The sequence below is a fragment of the Pantoea sp. B566 genome (assembly GCF_024793925.1).
Classification (GTDB): domain Bacteria; phylum Pseudomonadota; class Gammaproteobacteria; order Enterobacterales; family Enterobacteriaceae; genus Pantoea; species Pantoea ananatis.
Map to the genome: position 1 here is coordinate 3,964,560 of NZ_JANUQL010000003.1, position 22,727 is coordinate 3,987,286.

The 22,727-nt window shown below is 54.6% G+C and carries 25 protein-coding genes, 1 other RNA gene and 1 other annotated feature; of the genes, 15 read left to right on the forward strand and 11 right to left on the reverse strand.

Annotated features, from left to right (window positions below; translation table 11 throughout):
• The first annotated feature begins 6 nt into the window (after positions 1 to 6).
• The 4 genes from NYE92_RS20065 (at position 7) to amtB (ending at position 5,464) form a co-directional block, all read left to right on the forward strand.
• Positions 7 to 1,776 carry a SmdA family multidrug ABC transporter permease/ATP-binding protein gene (locus tag NYE92_RS20065; protein WP_259019386.1) on the forward strand — a complete coding sequence of 590 codons (1,770 nt, stop codon included), beginning with the start codon at positions 7 to 9 and terminating at the stop codon, positions 1,774 to 1,776.
• Positions 1,769 to 3,544 (forward strand): SmdB family multidrug efflux ABC transporter permease/ATP-binding protein, encoded by a 1,776-nt coding sequence (locus tag NYE92_RS20070; protein WP_022622656.1) that lies wholly within the window; start codon positions 1,769 to 1,771, stop codon positions 3,542 to 3,544. Before NYE92_RS20065 ends, NYE92_RS20070 begins: the two co-directional genes overlap by 8 nt.
• A 257-nt stretch (positions 3,545 to 3,801) precedes the next feature.
• Positions 3,802 to 4,140, forward strand: coding sequence for a P-II family nitrogen regulator (glnK, locus tag NYE92_RS20075; RefSeq protein ID WP_013024898.1), 339 nt, complete (start codon positions 3,802 to 3,804; stop codon positions 4,138 to 4,140).
• 34 nt (positions 4,141 to 4,174) lie between these two features.
• Positions 4,175 to 5,464 carry an ammonium transporter AmtB gene (gene amtB / locus NYE92_RS20080; RefSeq protein ID WP_014606435.1) on the forward strand — a complete coding sequence of 430 codons (1,290 nt, stop codon included), beginning with the start codon at positions 4,175 to 4,177 and terminating at the stop codon, positions 5,462 to 5,464.
• Between the two features lie 46 nt (positions 5,465 to 5,510).
• Here amtB and tesB read toward each other — a convergent pair whose 3' ends face one another.
• Complete coding sequence (gene tesB / locus NYE92_RS20085) at positions 5,511 to 6,374, reverse strand: acyl-CoA thioesterase II (protein WP_014606434.1); 864 nt, start codon at positions 6,372 to 6,374, stop codon at positions 5,511 to 5,513.
• Positions 6,375 to 6,566: 192 nt separating this feature from the next.
• On the opposite strand from tesB, the gene NYE92_RS20090 reads away from it, so the two are divergent.
• On the forward strand, positions 6,567 to 7,124 hold the full coding sequence (locus NYE92_RS20090) for a YbaY family lipoprotein (protein WP_013024901.1): 558 nt from the start codon (positions 6,567 to 6,569) through the stop codon (positions 7,122 to 7,124).
• A gap of 48 nt (positions 7,125 to 7,172) precedes the next feature.
• On the opposite strand, the gene NYE92_RS20095 is transcribed toward NYE92_RS20090, so the two are convergent.
• Positions 7,173 to 7,484 (reverse strand): MGMT family protein, encoded by a 312-nt coding sequence (locus NYE92_RS20095; RefSeq protein ID WP_014606432.1) that lies wholly within the window; start codon positions 7,482 to 7,484, stop codon positions 7,173 to 7,175.
• A gap of 162 nt (positions 7,485 to 7,646) precedes the next feature.
• Between NYE92_RS20095 and ffs the strand changes: the two genes are divergently transcribed.
• Positions 7,647 to 7,743: signal recognition particle sRNA small type (ffs, locus tag NYE92_RS20100), an RNA gene on the forward strand.
• 138 nt (positions 7,744 to 7,881) lie between these two features.
• Here the strand turns inward: ffs and NYE92_RS20105 are convergent.
• The 3 genes from NYE92_RS20105 to NYE92_RS20115 all read right to left on the reverse strand — a co-directional run bounded on the left by NYE92_RS20105 (position 7,882) and on the right by NYE92_RS20115 (position 8,999).
• Positions 7,882 to 8,097 (reverse strand): HHA domain-containing protein, encoded by a 216-nt coding sequence (locus NYE92_RS20105; protein ID WP_013024903.1) that lies wholly within the window; start codon positions 8,095 to 8,097, stop codon positions 7,882 to 7,884.
• Between the two features lie 24 nt (positions 8,098 to 8,121).
• The gene (gene tomB / locus NYE92_RS20110; protein WP_015700827.1) at positions 8,122 to 8,499 is read right to left on the reverse strand and encodes an Hha toxicity modulator TomB; all 378 of its coding nucleotides are present in this window, start codon (positions 8,497 to 8,499) and stop codon (positions 8,122 to 8,124) included.
• Between the two features lie 146 nt (positions 8,500 to 8,645).
• Positions 8,646 to 8,999: a hypothetical protein gene (locus NYE92_RS20115; RefSeq protein WP_013024905.1), complete on the reverse strand. Its 354-nt coding sequence runs from the start codon at positions 8,997 to 8,999 to the stop codon at positions 8,646 to 8,648.
• Between the two features lie 352 nt (positions 9,000 to 9,351).
• Between NYE92_RS20115 and NYE92_RS20120 the strand changes: the two genes are divergently transcribed.
• Genes NYE92_RS20120 through NYE92_RS20130 form a run of 3 tightly spaced genes read left to right on the forward strand, consistent with a single transcriptional unit; the run spans position 9,352 to position 11,747 of the window.
• The gene (locus tag NYE92_RS20120; protein WP_029568495.1) at positions 9,352 to 10,020 is read left to right on the forward strand and encodes a metal ABC transporter ATP-binding protein; all 669 of its coding nucleotides are present in this window, start codon (positions 9,352 to 9,354) and stop codon (positions 10,018 to 10,020) included.
• Positions 10,017 to 10,856, forward strand: a complete 840-nt coding sequence (locus NYE92_RS20125) for a metal ABC transporter permease (RefSeq protein ID WP_013024907.1) — start codon at positions 10,017 to 10,019, stop codon at positions 10,854 to 10,856. Before NYE92_RS20120 ends, NYE92_RS20125 begins: the two co-directional genes overlap by 4 nt.
• 12 nt (positions 10,857 to 10,868) lie before the next feature.
• Positions 10,869 to 11,747: a metal ABC transporter substrate-binding protein gene (locus NYE92_RS20130; protein WP_014593089.1), complete on the forward strand. Its 879-nt coding sequence runs from the start codon at positions 10,869 to 10,871 to the stop codon at positions 11,745 to 11,747.
• A 59-nt stretch (positions 11,748 to 11,806) separates the two neighbouring features.
• Here the strand turns inward: NYE92_RS20130 and ykgO are convergent, their stop codons facing one another.
• The 4 genes from ykgO to NYE92_RS20150 all read right to left on the reverse strand — a co-directional run bounded on the left by ykgO (position 11,807) and on the right by NYE92_RS20150 (position 16,874).
• Complete coding sequence (gene ykgO / locus NYE92_RS20135) at positions 11,807 to 11,947, reverse strand: type B 50S ribosomal protein L36 (protein ID WP_014606428.1); 141 nt, start codon at positions 11,945 to 11,947, stop codon at positions 11,807 to 11,809.
• An 11-nt stretch (positions 11,948 to 11,958) separates the two neighbouring features.
• A complete protein-coding gene (locus NYE92_RS20140) occupies positions 11,959 to 12,213 on the reverse strand; it encodes a type B 50S ribosomal protein L31 (protein ID WP_014606427.1) in 255 nt (84 codons plus the stop codon).
• Positions 12,214 to 12,502: 289 nt separating this feature from the next.
• A complete protein-coding gene (locus NYE92_RS20145; protein WP_029568496.1) occupies positions 12,503 to 15,652 on the reverse strand; it encodes a multidrug efflux RND transporter permease subunit AcrB in 3,150 nt (1,049 codons plus the stop codon).
• Positions 15,653 to 15,668: 16 nt separating this feature from the next.
• The gene (locus NYE92_RS20150) at positions 15,669 to 16,874 is read right to left on the reverse strand and encodes an efflux RND transporter periplasmic adaptor subunit (RefSeq protein WP_013024912.1); all 1,206 of its coding nucleotides are present in this window, start codon (positions 16,872 to 16,874) and stop codon (positions 15,669 to 15,671) included.
• 142 nt (positions 16,875 to 17,016) lie between these two features.
• Here NYE92_RS20150 and acrR point away from each other — a divergent pair, with 142 nt between their 5' ends.
• Positions 17,017 to 17,655 carry a multidrug efflux transporter transcriptional repressor AcrR gene (gene acrR / locus NYE92_RS20155; protein ID WP_014593091.1) on the forward strand — a complete coding sequence of 213 codons (639 nt, stop codon included), beginning with the start codon at positions 17,017 to 17,019 and terminating at the stop codon, positions 17,653 to 17,655.
• Here the strand turns inward: acrR and rsmS are convergent.
• Complete coding sequence (rsmS, locus tag NYE92_RS20160; RefSeq protein WP_013024914.1) at positions 17,652 to 17,807, reverse strand: pleiotropic regulatory protein RsmS; 156 nt, start codon at positions 17,805 to 17,807, stop codon at positions 17,652 to 17,654. The two genes, acrR and rsmS, sit on opposite strands and share 4 nt — an antisense overlap.
• 75 nt (positions 17,808 to 17,882) lie before the next feature.
• Entirely contained in the window at positions 17,883 to 18,413 is a 531-nt protein-coding gene (gene priC / locus NYE92_RS20165; protein ID WP_014593092.1) for a primosomal replication protein PriC, read from the reverse strand.
• Between the two features lie 57 nt (positions 18,414 to 18,470).
• Here priC and NYE92_RS20170 point away from each other — a divergent pair, with 57 nt between their 5' ends.
• From NYE92_RS20170 to recR, 5 genes are all read left to right on the forward strand, one after another.
• Positions 18,471 to 18,860 carry a DUF454 family protein gene (locus tag NYE92_RS20170; protein WP_013024916.1) on the forward strand — a complete coding sequence of 130 codons (390 nt, stop codon included), beginning with the start codon at positions 18,471 to 18,473 and terminating at the stop codon, positions 18,858 to 18,860.
• Between the two features lie 153 nt (positions 18,861 to 19,013).
• Complete coding sequence (gene apt, locus NYE92_RS20175) at positions 19,014 to 19,565, forward strand: adenine phosphoribosyltransferase (RefSeq protein WP_014606425.1); 552 nt, start codon at positions 19,014 to 19,016, stop codon at positions 19,563 to 19,565.
• A 156-nt stretch (positions 19,566 to 19,721) separates the two neighbouring features.
• On the forward strand, positions 19,722 to 21,692 hold the full coding sequence (gene dnaX, locus NYE92_RS20180; RefSeq protein ID WP_126843096.1) for a DNA polymerase III subunit gamma/tau: 1,971 nt from the start codon (positions 19,722 to 19,724) through the stop codon (positions 21,690 to 21,692).
• Positions 21,034 to 21,095, forward strand: a sequence feature (DnaX frameshifting element). It overlaps the preceding gene by 62 nt.
• A gap of 56 nt (positions 21,693 to 21,748) precedes the next feature.
• Positions 21,749 to 22,078 carry a YbaB/EbfC family nucleoid-associated protein gene (locus NYE92_RS20185; RefSeq protein WP_013024920.1) on the forward strand — a complete coding sequence of 110 codons (330 nt, stop codon included), beginning with the start codon at positions 21,749 to 21,751 and terminating at the stop codon, positions 22,076 to 22,078.
• Entirely contained in the window at positions 22,078 to 22,683 is a 606-nt protein-coding gene (gene recR / locus NYE92_RS20190) for a recombination mediator RecR (RefSeq protein WP_013024921.1), read from the forward strand. Before NYE92_RS20185 ends, recR begins: the two co-directional genes overlap by 1 nt.
• Positions 22,684 to 22,727: the final 44 nt, after the last annotated feature.

The following is a 22,727-nucleotide window of genomic DNA, read 5'->3' on the forward strand; positions in this document are numbered from 1 at the left end:
AGCCTTGTGCGATTATTCAGCCAGTTAAGTTGGTATTTTATCCGTGAGTGGCGGCGTTATCTGGGCGCCGTCACCTTACTGATCGTTATTGCCGTTCTGCAGTTGCTGCCGCCGTGGATTGTCGGGGTGATTGTGGACGGCGTGACCCACCAAAACATGGATGCCCGGCGCATCCTGATGTGGATTGGCATTATGCTGCTGACCGCCGTGGTGGTTTATCTGCTGCGCTATGTCTGGCGCGTGCTGCTGTTTGGCGCATCCTACCAACTGGCCGTTGAGCTGCGAGAGGATTTTTATCGTCAGCTCAGCCGTCAGCAGCCGGCGTTTTACCTGCGTCACCGAACCGGCGATCTCATTGCCCGCGCCACCAACGACGTCGATCGGGTGGTTTTTGCTGCCGGTGAAGGCGTGCTGACGCTGGTGGATTCTCTGGTCATGGGATGCGTTGTGTTAATTGCCATGAGTACACAAATCAGCTGGCAGCTGACGCTGATATCGCTAATACCGATGCCATTCATGGCGTTGGTCATTCACCGCTATGGCGAGCAGCTGCATAACCGTTTCAAACTGGCGCAGGCGGCCTTTTCCAGCCTGAACGATCAGACGCAAGAGAGCCTTACCAGCATCCGAATGATTAAGGCATTTGGGCTGGAGCAACATCAGTCGGCGCAGTTCGCCGATATTGCACGTGATACCGGAGAGAAAAACCTGCGCGTTGCGCGAGTGGATGCGCGTTTTGATCCCACCATTTATATCGCGATTGGCTTTGCCAACCTGCTTGCGATTGGCGGCGGAAGCTGGCTGGTGTGGCATGATCAAATGACGCTGGGGCAGCTCACCAGCTTTGTCATGTACCTGGGATTGATGATCTGGCCGATGCTGGCGCTGGCATGGATGTTTAACATTGTTGAGCGTGGCAGTGCTGCCTGGAGCCGAATTCGTGCGCTGCTTTCTGAGGCACCGGTCGTTGAGGACGGTGATAAAACCTTGCCTGACAGGGCCGGAACGTTACAGGTCTCGATTCGCGAATTCAGCTATCCCGCCAGTTCAGGTGCGATACTGAGCCAGGTTGAATTTCAACTCAAGCCGGGCGATATGCTGGGCCTGTGCGGCCCGACCGGCAGTGGTAAAACGACCTTGCTGAGTTTGATTCAGCGTCACTTCGATATTCAGCAGGGGGATATCTGCTACCATTCCATCCCGCTGCCACAGCTGCGGCTGGACAGCTGGCGCAGCCGTCTCGCCGTCGTCAGCCAGACGCCGTTTCTGTTTTCCGACAGCGTGGCCAATAACATTGCGCTGGGCAGGCCGGATGCCAGTCAGGAGGATATTGAGCAGGCGGCAAAAATGGCCTGCGTCCATGACGATATCTTACGCCTGCCGCAAGGCTACGAAACCGAAGTCGGGGAGCGCGGAGTCATGCTGTCCGGCGGTCAGAAACAGCGTATTTCAATCGCCCGTGCCCTGCTGCTTGATGCGGAGATCCTGGTTCTGGACGATGCGCTGTCGGCCGTGGACGGACGCACAGAACACGAAATTTTGCATAATCTGCGCCTGTGGGGCAAAGGGCGCACGTTGATCATCAGCGCCCACCGCCTGTCGGCACTCACGGAAGCCAGCGAGATTCTGGTGCTGCATCAGGGCACCGTGGCGCAGCGAGGCGACCACGCTGCCCTGACCAACGCGGCGGGCTGGTATCGGGATATGTATCGCTATCAGCAACTGGAAGCCGCAATGGATGATGATGAAACGGAAAAAGGAGTGCCGCATGGCTAAGTCACAACGTATGTGGCCAACACTTAAACGCCTGCTGAGCTACGGTAAACCGTGGCGCAAATCGCTGTCGCTGGCCGTGTTGATGCTCTGGATTGCCGCCGCCGCCGAAGTCACCGGCCCGGTTCTGGTGAGTTATTTCATCGATAATCTGGTGGCGAAGCATCAAATGCCCTGGGGCATCGTGGCAGGACTGGTCGTGAGTTTTATTCTGCTGCAGCTGCTGGCCGCCGCCCTGCATTACGGGCAGGCGTTACTGTTTAACCAGGCCGCGATTGGCGTGGTGCAGCGTTTACGCACCGATGCCATGAACGCGGCGCTGCGTCAGCCACTCGCTGCGTTTGATACCCAGCCGGTGGGGCAGTTGATTTCCCGGGTCACCAACGACACGGAAGTCGTCCGGGATCTGTATGTGACCGTTGTCGCGACGGTCCTGCGCAGCGCCGCGCTGGTGGGCGCAATGATGGTGGCCATGTTCAGCCTGGACTGGCGCATGGCGCTGGTGGCGATGTTGATTTTCCCTATGGTGCTCATCGTCATGCTGATTTATCAGCGCTTCAGTACACCGATAGCGCGTCGCGTTCGCAGCTATCTGGCCGATATCAACAACGGTTTTAACGAAGTGATTAGCGGGATGAGCGTGATTCAGCAGTTCCGCCAGCAGGCACGTTTTGGCGAACGCATGGGGGAAGCCAGCCGCTCTCACTATCTGGCGCGCATGGAAACCCTGCGGCTCGATGGCTTCCTGTTACGGCCGCTTTTAAGCCTGTTTTCGGCGCTGGTGCTGTGCGGGCTGCTGCTGTTATTCAGTTTCTCAATGCCCGGCGTTTTCGAAGTCGGGGTGCTGTACGCGTTTATCACCTATCTGGGACGGCTTAACGAGCCCTTAATCGAACTCACTACGCAGCAGTCGATGTTGCAGCAGGCGGTTGTCGCGGGCGAGCGTATTTTTGAACTGATGGATGCGCCCCAGCAGCACTATGGTGACAGCGATCGACCCATGGCGTCCGGACGCATTACGCTGGATAACCTGAGCTTTGCCTATCGCGATGATCGTGACGTGCTAAGCAACATCTCGCTGGATGTGCCTTCACGCGGCTTTGTCGCTCTGGTCGGTCATACCGGCAGCGGCAAGAGCACGCTGGCAAACCTGTTAATGGGCTACTATCCGGTGACGCGCGGTGAAGTCCGTCTGGACGATCGTCCGTTGGGGCAATATTCCCACGAGGCGCTACGACGCAGCATCGCGATGGTACAGCAGGATCCGGTCGTACTGGCCGACACGCTGCTGGCCAACGTGCGGCTGGGTCGGGATATCAGCGAAGAAGCCGTGTGGACGGCGCTGGAGCAGGTACAGCTGGCGCCGCTGGCCCGGGCATTGCCTGCAGGTATTCATACCCGACTGGGCGAACAGGGGAATAACCTGTCGGTGGGGCAAAAGCAATTACTGGCGCTGGCACGCGTACTGGTACAACTGCCGCAGATTCTCATCCTTGATGAAGCCACCGCAAATATCGATTCCGGTACAGAGCAGGCCATCCAGCACACGCTGCGCACCCTGCGTCAGCATACGACGCTGGTGGTTATCGCCCACCGTCTTTCCACCATTACCGAAGCAGACAACATACTGGTGCTGCACCGTGGTCATGTTGTCGAGCAGGGCACGCATCAGCAGCTGCTGGCAGAGGAAGGGCGCTACTGGCAAATGTATCAGTTGCAACAGGTTGGTGATGAACTGGAATCGGCAGCACCGTTAGTCAGCGCAGGGTGATTGCACCTTTTTTGCGCATCTTTTTCTCCATTGTTCCGTCAGGATGCACACCTTTGAGCGTAACAGCACCAAAGGAGTGCATCCGCTTCGTTTATTAATCCCCCAGTTTTTCCCAGACCGATATTCAGCATTTCCTGAGCCTTATTCCGTCGCGGCCTGATAACGGATTTCGCACAATACTTACATCTGGCACAGCCTTTGCTTAAGTCTCTGCGTGTCCATGAGACTTACTTATTTCAATTCCTTAAGGAGAGGCTATGAAGCTGGTTACCGTCGTAATTAAGCCGTTCAAGCTGGAAGATGTGCGAGAGGCATTATCCTCCATTGGTATTCAGGGACTGACCGTCTCCGAAGTGAAAGGTTTTGGACGTCAGAAAGGGCACGCCGAACTGTACCGTGGTGCGGAATACAGCGTGAACTTTCTGCCCAAGGTCAAAATTGATATCGCCATTGCAGACGACCAACTGGACGAAGTGGTGGACGTAATCAGTAAATCGGCTTACACCGGAAAAATTGGCGACGGCAAGATTTTCGTTGCTGAACTGCAGCGCGTGATTCGCATACGTACCGGCGAAACCGACGAAGCCGCACTGTAAACAAGACTCAGTAATGTGATGGGATGGAAAAAAAATGAATAAAATGCTGACCAAGTTGGGCCTCACCAGCCTGGCACTGTTACCGTCGCTGGCAATGGCTGCTGCGCCTGCCGTTGCAGACAAAGCCGATAACGCCTTTATGATGATTTGCACTGCGCTGGTGCTGTTTATGTCAATTCCCGGGATTGCGCTGTTTTACGGCGGCTTGATCCGCGGTAAAAACGTGCTCTCTATGCTCACTCAGGTGGCGGTCACCTTTTCGCTGGTATGTGTGCTGTGGGTGATTTATGGCTACTCACTGGCCTTTAGCGAAGGCAATGCTTTCTTTGGCAGCTTCAACTGGGTGATGCTGAAAAACATTGCGCTGACAGCGGTAATGGGCAGCTTTTATCAATACATCCATGTGGCTTTCCAGGCGTCCTTTGCCTGTATTACCGTGGGGCTGATCGTCGGTGCCATTGCGGAACGTATTCGTTTCTCAGCCGTGCTGATTTTCGTGGCGGTATGGCTGACGCTGGCTTATCTGCCTATCGCGCATATGGTCTGGGCAGGCGGCTTACTGGCTCAGGATGGCGCGCTGGACTTTGCTGGCGGCACGGTTGTGCACATTAACGCGGCGGTTGCCGGACTGGTCGGTGCTTACCTGGTGGGCAAACGTGCAGGCTTCGGCAAAGAGGCATTTAAACCTCACAACCTGCCAATGGTCTTTACCGGTACCGCGATTCTGTATGTCGGCTGGTTTGGCTTCAACGCAGGTTCGGCGTCGGCAGCTAACGAAATTGCCGCACTGGCTTTCCTGAATACCGTTGTGGCGACTGCCGCTGCTGTGCTGGCATGGACCTTCGGCGAGTGGGCGCTGCGCGGTAAACCTTCTCTGTTAGGTGCCTGTTCTGGTTTTATTGCGGGTCTGGTTGCCATTACGCCAGCCTGTGGTTATGTCGGCGTCGGTGGCGCGTTAATTATCGGTTTAGCCGGTGGTCTGGCGGGCATCTGGGGCGTAACAACGCTGAAAAGATGGCTGCGGGTTGACGATCCTTGTGACGTATTCGGCGTTCACGGCGTCTGTGGCATCATCGGCTGTATCCTGACGGGCGTGTTCGCGTCCTCTTCTCTGGGCGGCGTAGGCTATGCACCAGGCGTCACTATGGGGCATCAGGTTGCCGTTCAGCTGTTCAGCGTAGGGGTGACTATCGTCTGGTCTGCCGTGGTGGCCTTCATTGGCTTTAAACTGGCGGATATGATTGTAGGGTTGCGCGTGCCGGAAGAGCAGGAGCGCGAAGGCCTGGACGTCAACAGCCATGGCGAGAACGCATACAACCATTAATTCATCTGTAACGATAAGAGAAAAGGGGCGATTTCGCCCCTTTTTACTATTCGCTGCGCTGGCGCATCACACCTTCCTGAACCGTTGACGCCACCAGTTCCCCTTGCTGGTTGTAAAACTCACCGCGTACAAAGCCCCGCGCGCCCGATGCAGAGGTGCTCTCCACGCTGTAGAGCAGCCAGTCGTTAAAATTCAGCTCACGGTGAAACCACATAGAGTGGTCAATCGTTGCCACCTGCATATCGGATTCCAGAAAGCCTTTGCCATGGGGCTGCAGCGCCACGGGCAAAAAGTTAAGGTCGGAAGCGTAGCCCAGTAGATACTGATGGATGCGTAAATCGTCGGGCAGGGTGCCGTTAGCCCGAATCCACACCTGACGCTGCGGTTTATCAACGTGGCCTCGTAACGGGTTGTGGATCTGTACCGGGCGGATTTCCAGCGGACGCTCGGCGATAAATTTCTCGCGCAGCTTTTCTGGCAGCATATGGGCCATTTTTTGCGCCATCTGCTGCTCGTTGGGGAGATTATCAGGCCCTTTCACCTGCGGCATGGGTTTCTGATGTTCAAAGCCGCTTTCCGGCGACTGGAAAGAGGCCGTCATATAAAAAATAGGCTGACCATTTTGAATGGCGCTGACCCGGCGGGCGCTAAAACTTTTACCGTCACGCAGGCTTTCCACGTCGTAAATAATCGGTTTCTGGCTGTCGCCGGGCCGGAGAAAATAGCTGTGGAATGAGTGAATGACGCGATCTTCCGGCACGGTCTGTTTGGCCGCAAAAAGTGCCTGTCCCACTACCTGACCGCCAAAGACCTGACGAAGGCCAAGATCTTCGCTCTGGCCGCGAAAGAGGCCTTCTTCGATTTTTTCCAGATGGATTAAATTAAGCAGATTTTCGAGTGCCTGACTCATGACGCTTTCCTGATAATAAGTATTTGCCTAAGTGTGAAAGATCCGACCAGTTTCCGTCAATCAGACTTTCGGTCTTTCATCCGACCAGGCAAACTTTTGATTTTGTGCCAACATTAAAGACATACGGCGAGTGAAACGCTGTAATGAAGATTCACTGCTAAAAATCATTTTGATCAAAAGGAGACGACATCAATGAAATTCTGGCATGTGTTAAGTGGCGTAGCGATGGCGATGGCTCTCGCGGGTTGTGCACACAAAGGCAAACCGGTTCCAACCCCGACTTTAGGGTCAGCGGTTGCAGGACAAACAGCAACGATTGCTCAGCCTAACGTCAGTGGATCCGTCTATATTCGTCAGCGCATTGCGCTGCCGCCGAATGCTGCACTGACCGTGACGCTGTCAGATGCATCGGTTGCGGATGCTCCGTCGAAAGTGCTGTCCCAGCGCGTCGTGCGCACGGAAGGGAAGCAGGCGCCATTCCATTTTGTGCTGCCTTTCAACCCGGCCGACATTCAGCCTAATGCACGCATCCTGTTAAGCGCTGCCATTACGGTTGATGGCAAGATGGCCTTCATTACCGAAGAGGTTAAACCGGTGATCAATCAGGGCGGAACAAAAACCGATCTGGTGTTAGTACCGGTCCCCTCTATGGCGATGCCAACGCAGCCAGGCGCAGCCACGAGCGTACCGCCAACGTCACCGACGCAGGTTACACCGTCAGCCGCTGTCCCGGCACCGACGACCATGTAAGGCCTCAGGGCAACCCTATCAGGGCGGCATTGCCGCCGCCCTGACGCCTTAAAATCGCCAGCGATATTGGTCTAAATCAATCTCACCGGCGTCACTCACCTCAACGCCTTCCGCCTCCAGCGCATCTCGCTGACGAAATAACCGATCGCCCTGCAGCGAAATAGTACCGTGGCGATTAATCACCCGGTGCCAGGGAAGCGTACTGCCCTCAGGTAAGCGGCTTAAGACGCCACCGACCTGGCGCGCTGCTCTGGGCGAGCCCGCCAGCAGGGCGACGTCACCATAGGTCGTGACGCGGCCGGGAGGAATTGCGGCAACGATTTGCCAGATTCGCTGTTTGAAGCTGTCAGAGCTGTCCATAAACTTACCTGCCCGAGAAAAGGCGATAATTTTATCACATTGAGGGTTAATTATCGGCGATCGTACAAGAAACCAACGGTCATCCCGACCAGGCTTGCAATTGCCGGGGGCATCCCCGATAATGCCTGCGCTCTCGAAATGAGGGCTAGTCAATGGGGGCCCTGTTGGTTCTCCCGCAATGCTAGCTTGTGAACTCGGTCAGGTCCGGAAGGAAGCAGCCGCAGCAGGTGACGTGTGTGCCGGGATGTAGCTGGCGGGGCCTCCACCATTTCATCTCGTAAACATCCCTCTTCCCAGATGATAAACAGGCGAATCTCGCCTGGGCCGTTCCATTGCCGGCAGGCGAGTTGTGCAAAAACGGGCTGGTGAAATCAGATCAAACGTAATACAAAATAGGTTAGCGTACAAATTTCCAGACTGACACCGGGACTTTGTCATAGAGCTTGTTCATCGTCAGTTCAGCCAGGCGGTGATCGGCTGCTGAGTAAAATACTGCTAATTCTTCATCGGGTAATTCGTACTTATTTTTTTCAATTACGCGTTCTAGCGTGTCAATAGAACGACAGCGCCTCAGTCGCATCAAATAATCAGTTTTAGTTAGGGTTTTGTTCATAAATAAACCGTTCTCACGTCAGTACTATAATGAATGGCTTGGCTGTTGAAGAAAAGCGCACTCTTCAGTAAACACATTAAATAAACGTTTCGCTGAGCGTTGCCAGCGCTGAAGATCCTGAGTATTTACACTGTAGTTGCTAAACAGCATAAAGGTATCATCAAGATATTCATCGATTTGGGTAATCAGTGCTTCGTCTTCAACGTGCTTAATTTTGTAATTCATGGTGAAAGAGGCGATGTGCTCAATCAAATCGTTTAGCTGTAAATTGCTTTCGGCAGTGGGGTCATTAACCCAGCCGTGATGACTGTCAGTTAATGTCGCCATGCTGTCGTCAAACAGATTCTCACACAAGTATTTAAGCTGGGCAATATCATGCCGTTTCGGTGAGTATTCGTCCATCTTTTTCCCCTCCGTAGCGAGCAAAGTTACCGCAAAGCGGCGCGATTAGGTGAAGCGGCCAGGAAGTGGTTATCGGGTTTGTAAATAACGGACTGAGTTAAGAATAGTGTAGAATCATTAGTTCTGCTCACCTCCATTACTAAATATTACAATTCATCGCCAGGTGAGGGGCGCTGATTCTCAATCGGCTCAAATACAAGCGCGGCAGGGCAGATACGGAAGCTGACTTGTTCATCTTGCGTAACGATTTCATTTAAATCCAGACACGGATTAAATAAATTCCACTGAAAATCGTAAAGTAACTTAAATCTATTCGTCTCTGTCATCTCAACAGCAATAACGCGTAAACTGCCTGGCACTAAGATGGCATTGGCTGAATACCACTGTAAATCGCCAACAAGTGAATCTGTTATTTTGAGAATATTCCGCTCTATAATTGTGGCTAATTTTGCGCAATCCGTTTCATCCTGCGCGACATCGCATTCAATTCTTACTGACATAGTCTGCTCATGAATAACAACTTATAAACCCATCATTGATGTTCTTCTGGCGGTTTGCAAGTAGTCCTCCACACATAATAAGGTCTCGTTGAGGGCAAATTTAAGCAAGTGGTTGATTCGTTGCTGCTTCTCTATAGCCCTTTTTATGGCAAATCGTGCGCTGGTTTATTTTTTGAAACACATTGCCGTGGTGATAACGCGACAACATCGGATATCATAGTTGTTATGTTATAACATTTTTTGGTGCAGTGATGAATCAAAGTGGACTGTTAATGTCACTCGGAGGACGGTTAGTTGTGGCTCTCCTGTTAATCGCTGTTCTGGCAACAGCGATGTGGTGGGGAATGCAGCCGTGATAGCGTTGAGAAATCTACAGGTGGGTTATCAGGGGCAATCTGTCTCACCCGTTCTGACCACCCAGTTGCCCCAGGGCAGCATGACCGCGCTGATTGGTGCGAACGGAAGCGGAAAATCCACACTGATTAAAACCATCGCTGGCTTATTGCCGCCAGTGCAGGGGCAGTGTGAACTGCATCTTCCGCGCCGGGAAGTTGGCTGGCTGCCTCAGCGAAGCGAGCTGGAAACACGTTTTCCTTTAACCGTGTACGAGCTGGTTTCAATAGGTTGCTGGCCGCGCTGTGGCTGGTTTGGCGGAATCAACCGGCGCTTGCGTAAAGAAATTAGCGAGGCCCTGGAGGCGGTGCAGATGAGCGACTATGCCGATGCTCAACCTGCCACTTTATCCGGCGGACAGCTGCAGCGTGTGCTGTTTGCCCGGCTGATGCTGCAACGTAGTCGCCTGTGGTTGCTTGATGAGCCTTTTAACGGCATTGACAGCAAGACGGTAACGCTACTGATGTCCATCTTGCAGCAGCAGCAGCAGGCTGGCACCACGCTCATGGTGGTGCTCCACGATCGCCCGCTGGTTGAGCGTTATTTTAGCGATGTCTTGTCTATGGATGATGGTGCTCACCGCCGCAGTGTGTTCGATGCCGCGCCCTTACGGAGCGTGGCGCCGTGACAATTATTCAGCCGTTTATTGAGTTCAGCTTTATGCGACGGGCGCTGGTGGCCTGTGTCGCGCTTGCATTTAGCGCCACCCCGCTAGGCGTTTTTCTCTCTTTGCGCCGCATGAGTCTGATTGGGGATGCCTTATCCCATGCCGTACTGCCCGGTGCCGCTATCGGCTATTTACTCTCCGGCTTGTCCCTGGTTGCGATGGGCGTGGGCGGGCTGATTGCCGGCCTGGCGGTGGCACTGCTGTCGGGTGCCGTGAGTCGTTACACGCCGCTCAAAGAAGATGCCAGTTTTGCTGGCTTTTACCTGGGCTCGCTGGCGCTGGGCGTCACGCTCGTCTCACTTCGCGGATCCAGCGTTGATCTGCTGCACGTTCTGTTTGGCTCCCTGCTGGCAGTGGATAATCCTGCGCTGGCGGTGGTCGGTGGTATCGCCGCGTTTACGCTGCTGATGCTGGCCGTCATTTACCGTCCTCTGGTCATTGATGCATTCGATTCCGACTTTCTGCGCGCACAGGGCAAATGGAGCGCGCCGCTGGTGCACGGTATTTTTCTGACGCTGGTGGTGCTCAACCTGGTCGCAGGTTTTCAGGTACTGGGAACCTTGATGTCGGTGGGGCTGATGATGTTGCCCGCCGCCAGCGCCCGTTTCTGGAGTCGTCACCTCGTCATCATGCTGGGCTCGGCCATGCTGATGGCCGTGCTGTCGGCGTTTGCCGGGCTGGTGCTTTCCTGGCACTTTTCACTGCCGGCAGGACCGGCGGTGGTGTTGAGTGCCGCAATGCTGTTCTTTCTCTCCATCTTAACAGGGCCGTGCGGTGGGATTTTGCGCCGCCATTAATCAGAGGTAGCTATGAAGATATTCCCCATTAGTCTGGCAGTCGGTGCGTTAGTCATCAGTCCATTCTCTATGGCAAAAACGGTCGATGCGGTAGCGAGTTTTACCGTCCTGGCCGATATTGTGAAGCAAATTGGTGGCGATCACGTCCACGTGAAGAGTCTTGTCGGGCCAAATGGCGATCCGCACACCTTTGAACCGACACCACAAGACAGCGAAGCGCTGGCGAAAGCGGATGTGGTCTTCGTCAGCGGGCTGGGGCTGGAAGGCTGGATGAATCGTCTGGTGAGTGCCTCGGGCTATAAAGGTCAACCCGTAGTGGCGTCAACGGGCATCGAAACGCGGACGATGGAAGAAGATGGCAAAACCATCACCGATCCTCATGCGTGGAACAGCATGTATAACGGCACGATTTATGCCAAAAACGTGATGGATGCGCTAATCAAGGCCGATCCGCAGGATGCCGATGATATCCGTAAGCGCGGCGAAAAGTATATTCAGCAGCTCCAGAAGCTGGACAGCTGGGCCAAAACGTCTTTTGCGGCTATCCCGCAGCAAAAACGCAAAGTGCTGACCAGCCACGATGCCTTTGGCTATTTTGGGCAACGTTATGGCGTCTCGTTCCTGGCACCTGTCGGTTTCTCAACGGAAGCGGAAGCCAGTGCCAGCGATGTCGCCAGCCTGATCACGCAGCTTAAGCAGCAGCATATTAAAACGTACTTTATGGAAAACCAGACCGATCCTCGTCTGGTGAAGCAGATTGCCAGCGCCACGGGCGCGAAGCCGGGGGGAGAGCTTTATCCTGAAGCGCTGTCAACGGCTTCCGGCCCTGCACCCACCTACGAGGCCGCTTTTAAACATAACGTAGAGGCGATGCTGAACAGCATGCGCTGAGCATAAAAAAAGCCGGAATGGCGGGTGAGCGACATTCCGGCTAAGGTTCACGACACACATCAACGTTTTTTCTTTCTTCCCTGTACGGCTTTAAAGCGCGGATTCGTTTTACAGATGATATAGATGCGGCCTTTACGGCGCACAACCTTGCAATCCCGATGGCGATTCTTCGCCGAGCGCAGCGAACTTAATACCTGCATCATGTCCTCTCTTATCGGCGACCCAGAAAGCGGCCAAAGCGCTGGTTGAAGCGGGCAGTGCTGCCTTCTTTAGCAAAGTCTTTCTGCTTACCGGTATAAAACACATGAGATGCCGACGAGACGTCGAGCGTAACGTAAGGCAGGGTTTCGCCTTCAAACTCAACGGTACGATCGGTTTTGATGGTGGAACCGATTTTGAAATACACGTCAGCAGAAGTGTCGTGGAACACCACTGCACGATAGGTAGGATGAATATTCGCTTTCATGATTCTCACTAATGTAATGTTATACTATAACAATATTATGCGCCGCAGCCGATTCGATTGCAACCCTCCAAAAAGCAGGGAAAAACAGGGGCAGTAACAATACAGCCCGGTGGCGATGCGCGTGAGACAGGCGGAAAAGAAATCCATAGCGGAGAGGGCGAGGTGCAGTCAGAGTTGAGCGGGCATCGGGCCCATCGGCGTGGCAGACAGAGAATGTGAGCAGTCAGGTATGAGAAGGCACGATGAGGACAAAAAAAAAGGCCGCTGACGCGGCCTTTATGTTTACGGATTAATGCGAGTGGTTATCGACAGGATGATCCTTTTCGATGTCCGCTTTCTTACCGAAGCGACGGCGCACCACCACAAAGAATACCGGTACAAAGAAGATGGCCAGCGCGGTGGCGGTCACCATACCGCCCATTACGCCCGTACCGACCGCATTCTGGGCACCTGAGCCTGCGCCGGTGCTGATGGCCAGGGGCAGTACGCCAAGAATAAAGGCCAGCGAGGTCATCAGGATCGGACGCAGACGCATACGACAGGCTTCAAGCGTCGCTTCCACCAGGCCTTTACCTTCTTTCTCCATCAGATCCTTCGCAAATTCCACGATCAGGATGGCGTTCTTCGCCGAGAGGCCAACGGTTGTCAGTAACCCCACGACAAAGTAAACGTCGTTACTCAGGCCACGTAAGGTGGTGAAGAGTAATGCACCGACCACACCGAGCGGAACGACCAGCATGACAGAGAACGGGATGGACCAGCTTTCATACAGGGCAGCAAGACACAGGAACACCACAATCAGTGAAATGGCATAAAGAGCCGGTGCCTGGTTGCCTGACAGACGTTCCTGATAGGACATTCCCGTCCAGTCAAAACCGATGCCGGTTGGCAGTTTAGAGGCCAGTTCTTCCATCAGATTCATGGCTTCACCGGAACTCTTGCCCGGTCCGGCCTGACCCAGGATCTCCATGGCAGGCAGACCGTTATAGCGTTCCAGACGCGGCGAACCATACTGCCAGTGTGCCGAAGAGAAGGCAGAGAAGGGCACCATCTCGCCGTTGCTGTTACGGACAAACCACTTATTGATGTCGTCCGGCAGCATACGCGCGTCGGCTTTACCCATCACGTACACTTTCTTCACACGACCGCGGTCAATAAAGTCATTGACGTAAGAGCCGCCCCACGAGGCTGCGAGCGTGGTGTTGATGTCACTGAGTGACACGCCCAACGCCTGCGCTTTCTCCTGGTCGATATCCAGCTTGAACTGCGGCGTATCTTCCAGGCCATTAGGGCGAACACCGACCAGCGTATCCGGATGCTGGGCAATCATGCCAAACAGCTGGTTACGCGCCTGCGTTAGCTTGTCATGGCCCAGGTTTGCCTGATCGATCAGCTCAAAGTCAAAGCCTGTCGCGTTCCCTAATTCAATAATGGCCGGCAGGTTAAACGCAAAGACCATACCGTCTTTGATTTGCCCTAATGCCTGCATGGCACGTCCCTGGATAGCCGGGACTTTCATATCGCTGCTGGTACGCTCATCCCAGGGTTTGAGGCTGACGAAGGCGATACCGGTGTTCTGGCCCCGTCCGGCAAAACCAAAACCGGCAACGGTAAAGACCGACTTAACCGAGTCCTTCTCTTTTGTAAGGAAGTAGTCAGAAACCTGATCCAGCACCTTCTGCGTGCGTTCCTGGGTTGCACCCGCAGGCAACTGTGCCTGAGCCAGCAACAGGCCCTGATCTTCTTCCGGCAGGAAGGAAGAGGGGAGGCGCAGGAACAGAAACGCCATGCCCAGCACAATCAGCAGGTAAAGCAGCAGATAGCGACCGGTACCGCGAACGATATGGCCCACGCTGTCGACATAGTGATGCGTGCTCTTGTCGAACAGGCGATTAAACCAGCCAAAGAAACCGGTGGTTTTGCCATGATCGCCTTTTTTCACCGGCTTGAGCATGGTGGCGCAGAGCGCCGGCGTCAGAATTAACGCAACCAGTACCGACAGCGCCATCGCTGAAACAATAGTGATAGAGAACTGACGGTAAATGACCCCGGTAGATCCGCCGAAGAAGGCCATAGGAATGAATACTGCCGACAGCACCAGGGCAATACCGACCAGCGCGCCCTGAATCTGTTCCATCGATCGCTTGGTGGCCTCTTTGGGCGGCAGCCCTTCTTCCGCCATTACGCGTTCGACGTTCTCGACCACTACGATGGCATCATCGACCAGCAAGCCGATGGCCAGCACCATCCCAAACATCGTCAGGGTGTTTATCGAGTAGCCAAAGGCGCTGATAATGGCAAAGGTACCCAGCAGAACAACAGGCACGGCGATGGTCGGAATCAGCGTGGCACGGAAGTTTTGCAGGAACAGATACATCACCAGGAACACCAACAGAATGGCTTCCATCAGTGTCTTCACTACTTCGAAAATCGAGATTTTTACGAAAGGTGTCGTGTCATAAGGGTAAACGACCTTCATACCCGCCGGGAAAGTGGGCTGCAGTTTAGCCAGCTCTGCCTTCACCGCCTCCGCCGTGTTCAGGGCGTTAGCGCCGGTCGCCAGTTTGATACCAATACCGGAAGCGGGTTTACCGTTATAACGTGCGATGATTTCGTAGTTTTCCCCACCCAGTTCAATCTGAGCCACATCGCGCAGACGAACCTGAGAACCGTCAGCATTCACCTTAAGCAGAATGTTGCCGAACTCTTTGGTCGAGGTCAGACGGGTTTGTGCAATGATAGAGGCGTTCAACTGCTGTCCCGGCACCGGTGGCGTGCCGCCTAACTGACCGGCAGCGACCTGGGCGTTCTGGGTTTTCAGCGCGTTGATAACGTCAACAGGGGTTAACTGATAGTTATTAAGCTTGCTGGGATCCATCCAGATACGCATGGCATACTGCGCCCCGAATACCTGGGTATCACCGACGCCAGGCGTACGGCTGATCGGATCTTTGATGTTTGAGGCAACGTAATCAGAAATATCGTTCTGATTCATACTGCCGTCATCGCTGATAAAACCGGCGACCATCAGGAAGCTACTGGAGGATTTTTTAACCTGAATCCCCTGTTGTTGCACTTCCTGAGGCAGCAACGGCATGGCCAGTTGCAGTTTGTTCTGCACCTGAACCTGGGCGATATCGGCATCGGTACCTGACTCAAACGAAATCGTCAGCGTCAGTGCGCCCGATGAGTCACTGCTTGATGACATATACATCAGGCCATCAATACCATTCATGTTCTGTTCGATGACCTGAGTCACCGAGTCTTGCAGCGTTTTGGCGTCAGCACCTGGGTAGTTGGCCTGAATCTCAATTGCCGGCGGCGCAACATTGGGATATTGCTCGATCGGTAATTTAAGAATCGATAACGCGCCCGCTAGCATCACGATAATAGCAAGAACCCACGCAAAGATGGGGCGATCGATAAAGAACTTAGCCATGTATCAACGGCTCCTGTTATGACGATGTTTTAGCAGACTGCGCTTTGGACGGATCGCCGCTGGCGGCTTTGGCATCATCGGTGACTTCTTTAGGCGTAACCTGCGCACCTGGTTTTGCGCGTTGCAGACCGGTAAAGATCACGCGCTCACCCGCTTTAAGCCCATCAGTCACCAGCCATTTGTCGCCAATAGCCTGGGCCGCTTTAATCTTACGTGCTTCAACCTTGTTATCCGCGCCCACCACCATGACAGAGGCATCGCCGGTTGGCGTACGGCTCACCGCCTGCTGTGGCACTAAAAGGGCGTTCGGGTTGGTGCCTTCCTCCAGACGAGCACGGACAAACATGCCAGGCAGCAACGCTTTGTCAGGGTTCGGGAAGATCGCACGCAGGGTGATGGATCCGGTGGTCTGGTCAACGGTCACGTCGGAAAATTCCAGCGTACCCGGCTGAGCATAGTCTTTGCCGTTTTGCATCAGCAGGGTGACATTCGCTTTGCCATCGTTCTGTTTCAGCTGACCCGATTCGAGTTCTGAACGTAAACGCAGGAAATCTTCACTCGACTGGGTGACATCGACATACATCGGATCAAGCTGCTGCACGGTTGCCAGCGCCGTAGTTTGCCCGCTCTGCACCAGCGCACCTTCCGTTACGGAAGACTTACCGATACGGCCGCTGATGGGCGAGGTGACTTTGGTGTAGGCAAGATTAATACGGGCGGTTTCCACATTGGCTTTGGCTGACTGAACCGCGGCATTGTTCTGCGCGGCGGTGGCCACAGCCGTATCATAATCCTGCTGACTGATGTATTTAGTGCCGAGCAGCGGCTTATAGCGATTCACGGTAAGCTGCGCAATGCGTGCGTTAGCCTCCGCCTTCGCTAAATCGGCTTTAGCACTATCGTAGGACGCCTGATAGGTCGCCGGATCGATCTGATACAGCGATTCCCCTGCTTTGATCTCTCCGCCTTCAATGAAGTTACGCTTCAGGATGATACCGGAAACCTGCGGGCGAACTTCAGCAATACGAAAAGCCAAAGTGCGGCCGGGTAATTCAGTCGAAATTTTAAGGGGTTCACTTTTAACCGTAACAACACCCACCTCAGGTGGCTGCTGCTGCTGGGCGGCCTGGTCGGATTTATTTCCGTCACATCCTGTTAACACGAAGCTGCCTGATAGCATCAGGACGGCCGCCAGAGGCGTTAACCCTCTGAATTTAGTCATAAATAAACCTCTAGAGTCCGATATCGAATGATCAATGGATCACAAAGCCAGGAACCCATTGCTGCGTAAGAGTTTAGGTCGTGCTATGGTACATACATTCACAAATGTATGTAAACTTACTCGATTGTAAAAAAAGTCCCCTATGGCACGAAAAACCAAAGCGCAAGCTCTTGAAACCCGGCATCAAATTCTTGACGCTGCACTTGCCCTTTTTTCTAAAGAGGGGGTTTCAGCCACTTCCCTGGCGGATGTCGCATCCGCAGCCAGCGTAACACGGGGGGCAATCTACTGGCATTTCAAAAACAAAGCCGATTTGTTAAACGAAATATGGCTTCGCAGTGATGCAGGGCTGGATGATGTGAAACTTGAGTATCAGACAAAATACCCCGGTGATCCACTTTCCATTCTGCGAGCGATGCTGGTGTATATCTTTCAGGCGACGGCCAGAGATCCTCAGCGCCGCGCGCTAATGGAAATTATCTTCCACAAATGCGAGTTTGTGGGGGAAATGGCGGCGGTAAAAAGCATTCAGCAAAGCCTGTTGCTGGAGCGTTACAATGAAATAGAAGACGTTTTGCGCCAGTGCATTGATGCCGGGCAGCTCCCGGAAACCTTCCAGACGCGTCAGGCCGCGCTGATTATGCGCGGCTACGTGAACGGCATGATGGAAAGCTGGCTGTTTACACCCGATAAGTTTGATCTGGTTACCGATGCGCCTGTGCTGGTTGATGCGCTGATTGATATGCTGCGCTTCAGCCCAACGCTGGCTAAAAAGGCCTAATCTTTACGCTGCGTGTCGCGCTTTCTTTCAAAGTCGCGCTGAACGATGGCCAGTGCAGACAGCACGGTTTCTACCGCGATCTGATTCTCTTCAAGCAGCTGAATGAGATCGACGGCCAGTTTTACCTCTTCAGGCGCCGTTTCCAGGGACATCTTTCCTCCTGAGCAGTTGTATCATGGGCCAGATAAGCGTGCCATCCGTGAATCCCCTCCAGCACGGATAGCGCATTAAGTGTTAAAGGCGCTGTTTGCCAGCGACATTGCCCACTCCACCGAACGTATGGCCTGTCGACAGCGTGCCATACGACCTTCGAGCACCTCCAGGTCTTTCTTCAACTGCTGCTGCACGGCCAGCGTTTCCGCCAGCGCCATTCGCTGTTCACGCTGGTCGATCATAGCCTGCAGTCGACGTTCATACTCGCGGTATTCCTGATATTTTCGCTGCCGGGAAGAGGGCTGAGCGCGCTCCTGTGGGCTACGCAACTGTTGGGTGCGGGCCTCACGTTGCAGAGCAGCAATCTGATCGACCAGATGGCTGGCCAGCCACTGGCTGCGGGCCACGTCACCGTTGGGCTGGCACAAACGCTGATAATTGTGTTCAATCTCCTGCAAATAATCCGCCAGCCGGGTGCCTTTGGTGGTAAAAAGCTGGCTGTCAAAGCGGGGGGAACGGCAGTATCCATCAGGATGGCTGGCAATATCCTGTCGTAAATCAAGCATGCAGTTAAGCAGGCGTTGGTGTGCAGTGACGTAACTCATCGCCCGAGACTCAGGTATGCTAAGGTTACGTGACTGGAAACGCGCTGAGCGATCGTTATGCAACGCATTGTATTATTGACCCTTGGCTGGCTGGCGATTGTGCTTGGCATACTGGGTATTGTATTACCTTTATTACCCACCACGCCATTTATGCTACTGGCGGCCTGGTGTTTTGCCCGCTCTTCTCCCCGATTCCACTACTGGCTGCTCTGGAGATCGCCTTTTGGCCGTTATATCCGCCACTGGCAGCAGCACCGTGGCATGCCCCCCGGTGCAAAAAGCCGGGCGATGATCGTGATTGTAATAACCTTTGCGGTGTCTCTCTGGCTGGTTCCGCTGTGGTGGGTACGCGTCATGTTACTTATTATGCTGGCTGTGCTACTGCTGTTTATCGGGCGCATGCCGGTGGTGGCAGAAACAGCGGATGAACGTTTACCGCCGCGATAAAGTTGCAATTAGCCGACCATTTGCTTAGATTTGGGCCTCTTCGTGTGTAGCTTCCCATTATTCATGCCTCTTCGCTGAGCCTTTAACCCGGTGTTGGCGCTATTGAAGCTGCGCAAAACAGAACAGAATTTTTTTTTTACCAGGCTTAAGATTATGACCGACACTGCGCAGCAGCTTGAACTGATTAAAAACAGTATCAAAAGTATTCCTGATTACCCGAAGCCGGGTATTCTTTTCCGTGACGTCACCAGCCTGTTGGAAGACCCAAAAGCCTATGCCGCGTCCATCTCGCTGCTGGTAGAGCGTTATCGCAATAAAGGCATCACCAAAGTGGTGGGCACGGAAGCGCGGGGTTTCCTGTTCGGGGCACCTGTCGCCCTCGGACTGGGGCTGGGCTTTGTTCCGGTGCGCAAGCCGGGCAAACTGCCACGTGAAACCTTCAGCGAAGCTTACGAGCTGGAATACGGTACCGACCGACTGGAATTGCACAAAGATGCTATTCAGCCAGGCGATGTGGTGCTGGTGGTCGACGACCTGCTGGCAACGGGGGGCACGCTCGAAGCGACCATCAAACTGATTCGTCGTGCAGGCGGCGAAGTTAAGGATGCGGCATTTATTATCAACCTGTTCGATCTGGCAGGTGAAGCGCGTCTCAAGGCGCTGGGCGTTGACAGCTACAGCCTGGTCAATTTTCCCGGCCACTAACCCTCGCTTGCGGCCTCGTGCTCCGCAGGCCGCACATCTTTCCCTGTTCAAGATAACGAGTGATAGGTGAAAGCGTAGCTGTTAGACTACTGCAATCATATACAGGGGTTGCAGTGCGTCTGCGCTCACATTTCCATCCAAATTCGTCGAAACCACATGAGCTATCAGGTACTTGCCCGAAAATGGCGTCCACAGGCGTTTGCTGATGTTGTCGGTCAGGAACATGTTCTGACGGCGCTGGCGAATGGATTGTCTCTGGGACGCATCCATCATGCTTATCTCTTCTCCGGCACGCGGGGCGTAGGGAAAACCACGATTGCCCGTCTGCTGGCAAAAGGGCTTAACTGCGAAACCGGTATTACCGCAACACCCTGCGGTCAGTGCGACAACTGTCGTGAGATTGAGCAGGGGCGCTTTGTCGATCTTATTGAGATTGACGCGGCCTCGCGCACCAAAGTGGAAGACACACGCGATCTGCTCGATAACGTGCAGTACGCGCCCGCGCGCGGCCGGTTTAAAGTCTACCTGATCGATGAAGTGCACATGCTGTCGCGTCACAGCTTCAACGCCCTGCTGAAAACGCTGGAAGAACCGCCTTCGCATGTAAAATTCTTGCTGGCCACGACCGATCCGCAAAAACTGCCGGTGACGATTCTGTCGCGCTGCCTGCAGTTTCATCTAAAAGCGCTTGAGGTCGATCAGATCCGCCAGCAGTTGGATCATGTTTTAGAGCAGGAGCAGATCGCGCGTGAGCCACGCGCCCTGCAACTGCTCGCCAGAGCCGCCGATGGCAGCATGCGTGACGCGTTAAGCCTTACCGATCAGGCCATTGCAATGGGCGAGGGCAGCGTGACCAGCGCCACCGTAGGCACGATGCTCGGAACGCTTGATGATGAACAGCCGCTTGGTCTGCTCGAAGCCGTGGTTGAGGGCAATGGTGAACAGATGATGGCGCTGCTAGCCCAGGCGGCTTCACGCGGCGTTGAGTGGGAAGCCCTGCTGGTTGAGATGCTGCGCCTGCTGCACCGGATTGCCATGGTGCAACTCCTGCCCACGTCGCTCAATGACGATGAAGAGAGCAATGCGTTACGCCTGCGTGAGCTGGCGCGCGCGGTGCCACCGGCCGATCTCCAGCTGTACTACCAAACCCTGCTCATGGGGCGTAAAGATTTACCGCTTGCGCCCGATCGCCGCATGGGGATTGAAATGACATTGCTGCGCGCCCTGGCGTTCCATCCCAAGGCAGCCATCGCCGAACCGATCGCGCGGCCAACGCTGACGGCGCAGTCGGCACCGGCACCGGTGCAGAATGTCGCTGCCCAGCCCGCTGAAAAGGCGCCCGCGGCGCAGCCGCAAATGGCCGCGCCGGAACCGGCTGTCAGTCAGCAGGCCGTGCCGCCGGCTTCGCCCGATCCGTCACTGTCCAGCTCCACCAGCCAGCTCCTGCAGGCGCGCACGCAGTTGCTGCGCCAGGGAGCAAACAAAGCAAAAAAGAGTGAGCCGGCAGCGCCAGGTGCGCGGCCGGCCAACTCTGCGCTGGAACGACTGGCCTCTGTTACCGAACGCAGCCAGCAGCGAGTCCGAGACAGCGCGCCTGCGGCACCGGTAAAAAAAGAGGCTTACCGCTGGAAAGCACAGACGCCAGTGACAGAGGTCACTGAGCCGGTCGCGACGCCAAAAGCCTTGCGTTCTGCGCTGGAGCATGAGAAAAATCCTGAGCTGGCCGCGCGACTGGCGGAAGAAGCCCAGCAGCGCGATGCATGGGCGGCAGAGGTCGCGGGCTTACCGCTGCCTAAACTGGTTCAGCAACTGGCCCTGAATGCATGGAAAGAAACCACGGATAACGGCATTTGCCTGCATTTACGTTCCAGTCAGCGCCACCTGAATTCCGCGTCGGCGCAGCAGGCCCTGAGCGCCGCGTTAAGTCAGGCAGCAGGCCATCAGGTTGAACTGTCGGTTATTGAAGACGATAATTCTTCGGTATTGACGCCACTGGAGTGGCGTCAGGCCATTTATGAAGAGAAGCTGGCGCAGGCGCGTCAGTCAATCTTGAGTGACACCCACATTCAAACCCTTCGTCGCTTTTTTGATGCCGATTTGGATGAGGAAAGCATTCGACCCGTTTGAACACGCTGCAACGGTCTGAATAAACCGCGTTGTAGCCTCAGCAGAGAGAGAAAACTATGTTTGGTAAAGGCGGATTGGGCAACCTGATGAAGCAGGCCCAGCAGATGCAAGACAAAATGGCCCAGGTTCAGGAAGAAATTGCCGCCCTGGAAGTCACGGGTGAATCAGGTGCAGGCATGGTCAAGGTCACGATCAACGGTGCTCACAACTGCCGCCGGGTAGAAGTCGATCCGAGCCTGCTTGAGGACGACAAAGACATGCTGGAAGATCTGATTGCCGCCGCATTCAACGATGCCGCTCGTCGCATTGACGAAGTCCAGAAAGAGAAAATGGCCTCTGTCTCTTCAGGTATGCAGCTGCCACCAGGCTTCAAGATGCCGTTCTGATGCAAACCAGCCCCCTGCTAGAGTCTTTAATGGAGTCGCTGCGCTGTTTGCCGGGCGTTGGGCCTAAATCGGCCCAGCGTATGGCGTTTCAACTGCTACAGCGCGATCGGAGTGGCGGAATGCGGCTGGCGCAGGCCCTGACCCGGGCGATGTCGGAAATCGGCCACTGTGCCGATTGCCGCACCTTCACCGAGCAGGAAATTTGCACCATTTGCGCCAATCCCCGGCGTCAGCAAAATGGTCAAATCTGCGTGGTTGAGAGCCCGGCAGACATCCATGCTATTGAGCAAACCGGGCAATTTGCCGGCCGCTATTTCGTGTTGATGGGGCATCTTTCGCCGCTGGACGGCATTGGTCCAGCCGATATTGGTCTTGACCGACTGGAACAACGGCTGGAAAACGAAACGCTTCACGAAGTGATTCTGGCGACCAATCCCACGGTTGAAGGTGAAGCTACCGCGAACTACATCGCTGAATTGTGCGGACAGTATGGCGTCGACGCGAGCCGTATTGCGCATGGGGTTCCGATGGGCGGTGAACTGGAAATGGTCGATGGCACCACGCTGTCCCACTCCCTCGCCGGTCGTCAAAAGATTAAATTTTAAACGCTTGCCGGTGTTGTGAAAGACACCGGCTTGAAAACCTCTCA

What these genes read in the sequence shown, in the direction of transcription:
- NYE92_RS20070 (WP_022622656.1), top strand. Translation starts at nt 1,769, where the DNA reads ATGGCTAAGTCACAACGTATGTGGCCAACACTTAAACGCCTGCTGAGC.
- glnK (WP_013024898.1), top strand. Translation starts at nt 3,802, where the DNA reads ATGAAGCTGGTTACCGTCGTAATTAAGCCGTTCAAGCTGGAAGATGTG.
- amtB (WP_014606435.1), top strand. Translation starts at nt 4,175, where the DNA reads ATGAATAAAATGCTGACCAAGTTGGGCCTCACCAGCCTGGCACTGTTA.
- tesB (WP_014606434.1), bottom strand. Translation starts at nt 6,374, where the DNA reads ATGAGTCAGGCACTCGAAAATCTGCTTAATTTAATCCATCTGGAAAAA.
- NYE92_RS20090 (WP_013024901.1), top strand. Translation starts at nt 6,567, where the DNA reads ATGAAATTCTGGCATGTGTTAAGTGGCGTAGCGATGGCGATGGCTCTC.
- NYE92_RS20095 (WP_014606432.1), bottom strand. Translation starts at nt 7,484, where the DNA reads ATGGACAGCTCTGACAGCTTCAAACAGCGAATCTGGCAAATCGTTGCC.
- NYE92_RS20105 (WP_013024903.1), bottom strand. Translation starts at nt 8,097, where the DNA reads ATGAACAAAACCCTAACTAAAACTGATTATTTGATGCGACTGAGGCGC.
- tomB (WP_015700827.1), bottom strand. Translation starts at nt 8,499, where the DNA reads ATGGACGAATACTCACCGAAACGGCATGATATTGCCCAGCTTAAATAC.
- NYE92_RS20115 (WP_013024905.1), bottom strand. Translation starts at nt 8,999, where the DNA reads ATGTCAGTAAGAATTGAATGCGATGTCGCGCAGGATGAAACGGATTGC.
- NYE92_RS20130 (WP_014593089.1), top strand. Translation starts at nt 10,869, where the DNA reads ATGAAGATATTCCCCATTAGTCTGGCAGTCGGTGCGTTAGTCATCAGT.
- ykgO (WP_014606428.1), bottom strand. Translation starts at nt 11,947, where the DNA reads ATGCAGGTATTAAGTTCGCTGCGCTCGGCGAAGAATCGCCATCGGGAT.
- NYE92_RS20140 (WP_014606427.1), bottom strand. Translation starts at nt 12,213, where the DNA reads ATGAAAGCGAATATTCATCCTACCTATCGTGCAGTGGTGTTCCACGAC.
- NYE92_RS20145 (WP_029568496.1), bottom strand. Translation starts at nt 15,652, where the DNA reads ATGGCTAAGTTCTTTATCGATCGCCCCATCTTTGCGTGGGTTCTTGCT.
- NYE92_RS20150 (WP_013024912.1), bottom strand. Translation starts at nt 16,874, where the DNA reads ATGACTAAATTCAGAGGGTTAACGCCTCTGGCGGCCGTCCTGATGCTA.
- acrR (WP_014593091.1), top strand. Translation starts at nt 17,017, where the DNA reads ATGGCACGAAAAACCAAAGCGCAAGCTCTTGAAACCCGGCATCAAATT.
- rsmS (WP_013024914.1), bottom strand. Translation starts at nt 17,807, where the DNA reads ATGTCCCTGGAAACGGCGCCTGAAGAGGTAAAACTGGCCGTCGATCTC.
- priC (WP_014593092.1), bottom strand. Translation starts at nt 18,413, where the DNA reads ATGAGTTACGTCACTGCACACCAACGCCTGCTTAACTGCATGCTTGAT.
- NYE92_RS20170 (WP_013024916.1), top strand. Translation starts at nt 18,471, where the DNA reads ATGCAACGCATTGTATTATTGACCCTTGGCTGGCTGGCGATTGTGCTT.
- apt (WP_014606425.1), top strand. Translation starts at nt 19,014, where the DNA reads ATGACCGACACTGCGCAGCAGCTTGAACTGATTAAAAACAGTATCAAA.
- dnaX (WP_126843096.1), top strand. Translation starts at nt 19,722, where the DNA reads ATGAGCTATCAGGTACTTGCCCGAAAATGGCGTCCACAGGCGTTTGCT.
- NYE92_RS20185 (WP_013024920.1), top strand. Translation starts at nt 21,749, where the DNA reads ATGTTTGGTAAAGGCGGATTGGGCAACCTGATGAAGCAGGCCCAGCAG.
- recR (WP_013024921.1), top strand. Translation starts at nt 22,078, where the DNA reads ATGCAAACCAGCCCCCTGCTAGAGTCTTTAATGGAGTCGCTGCGCTGT.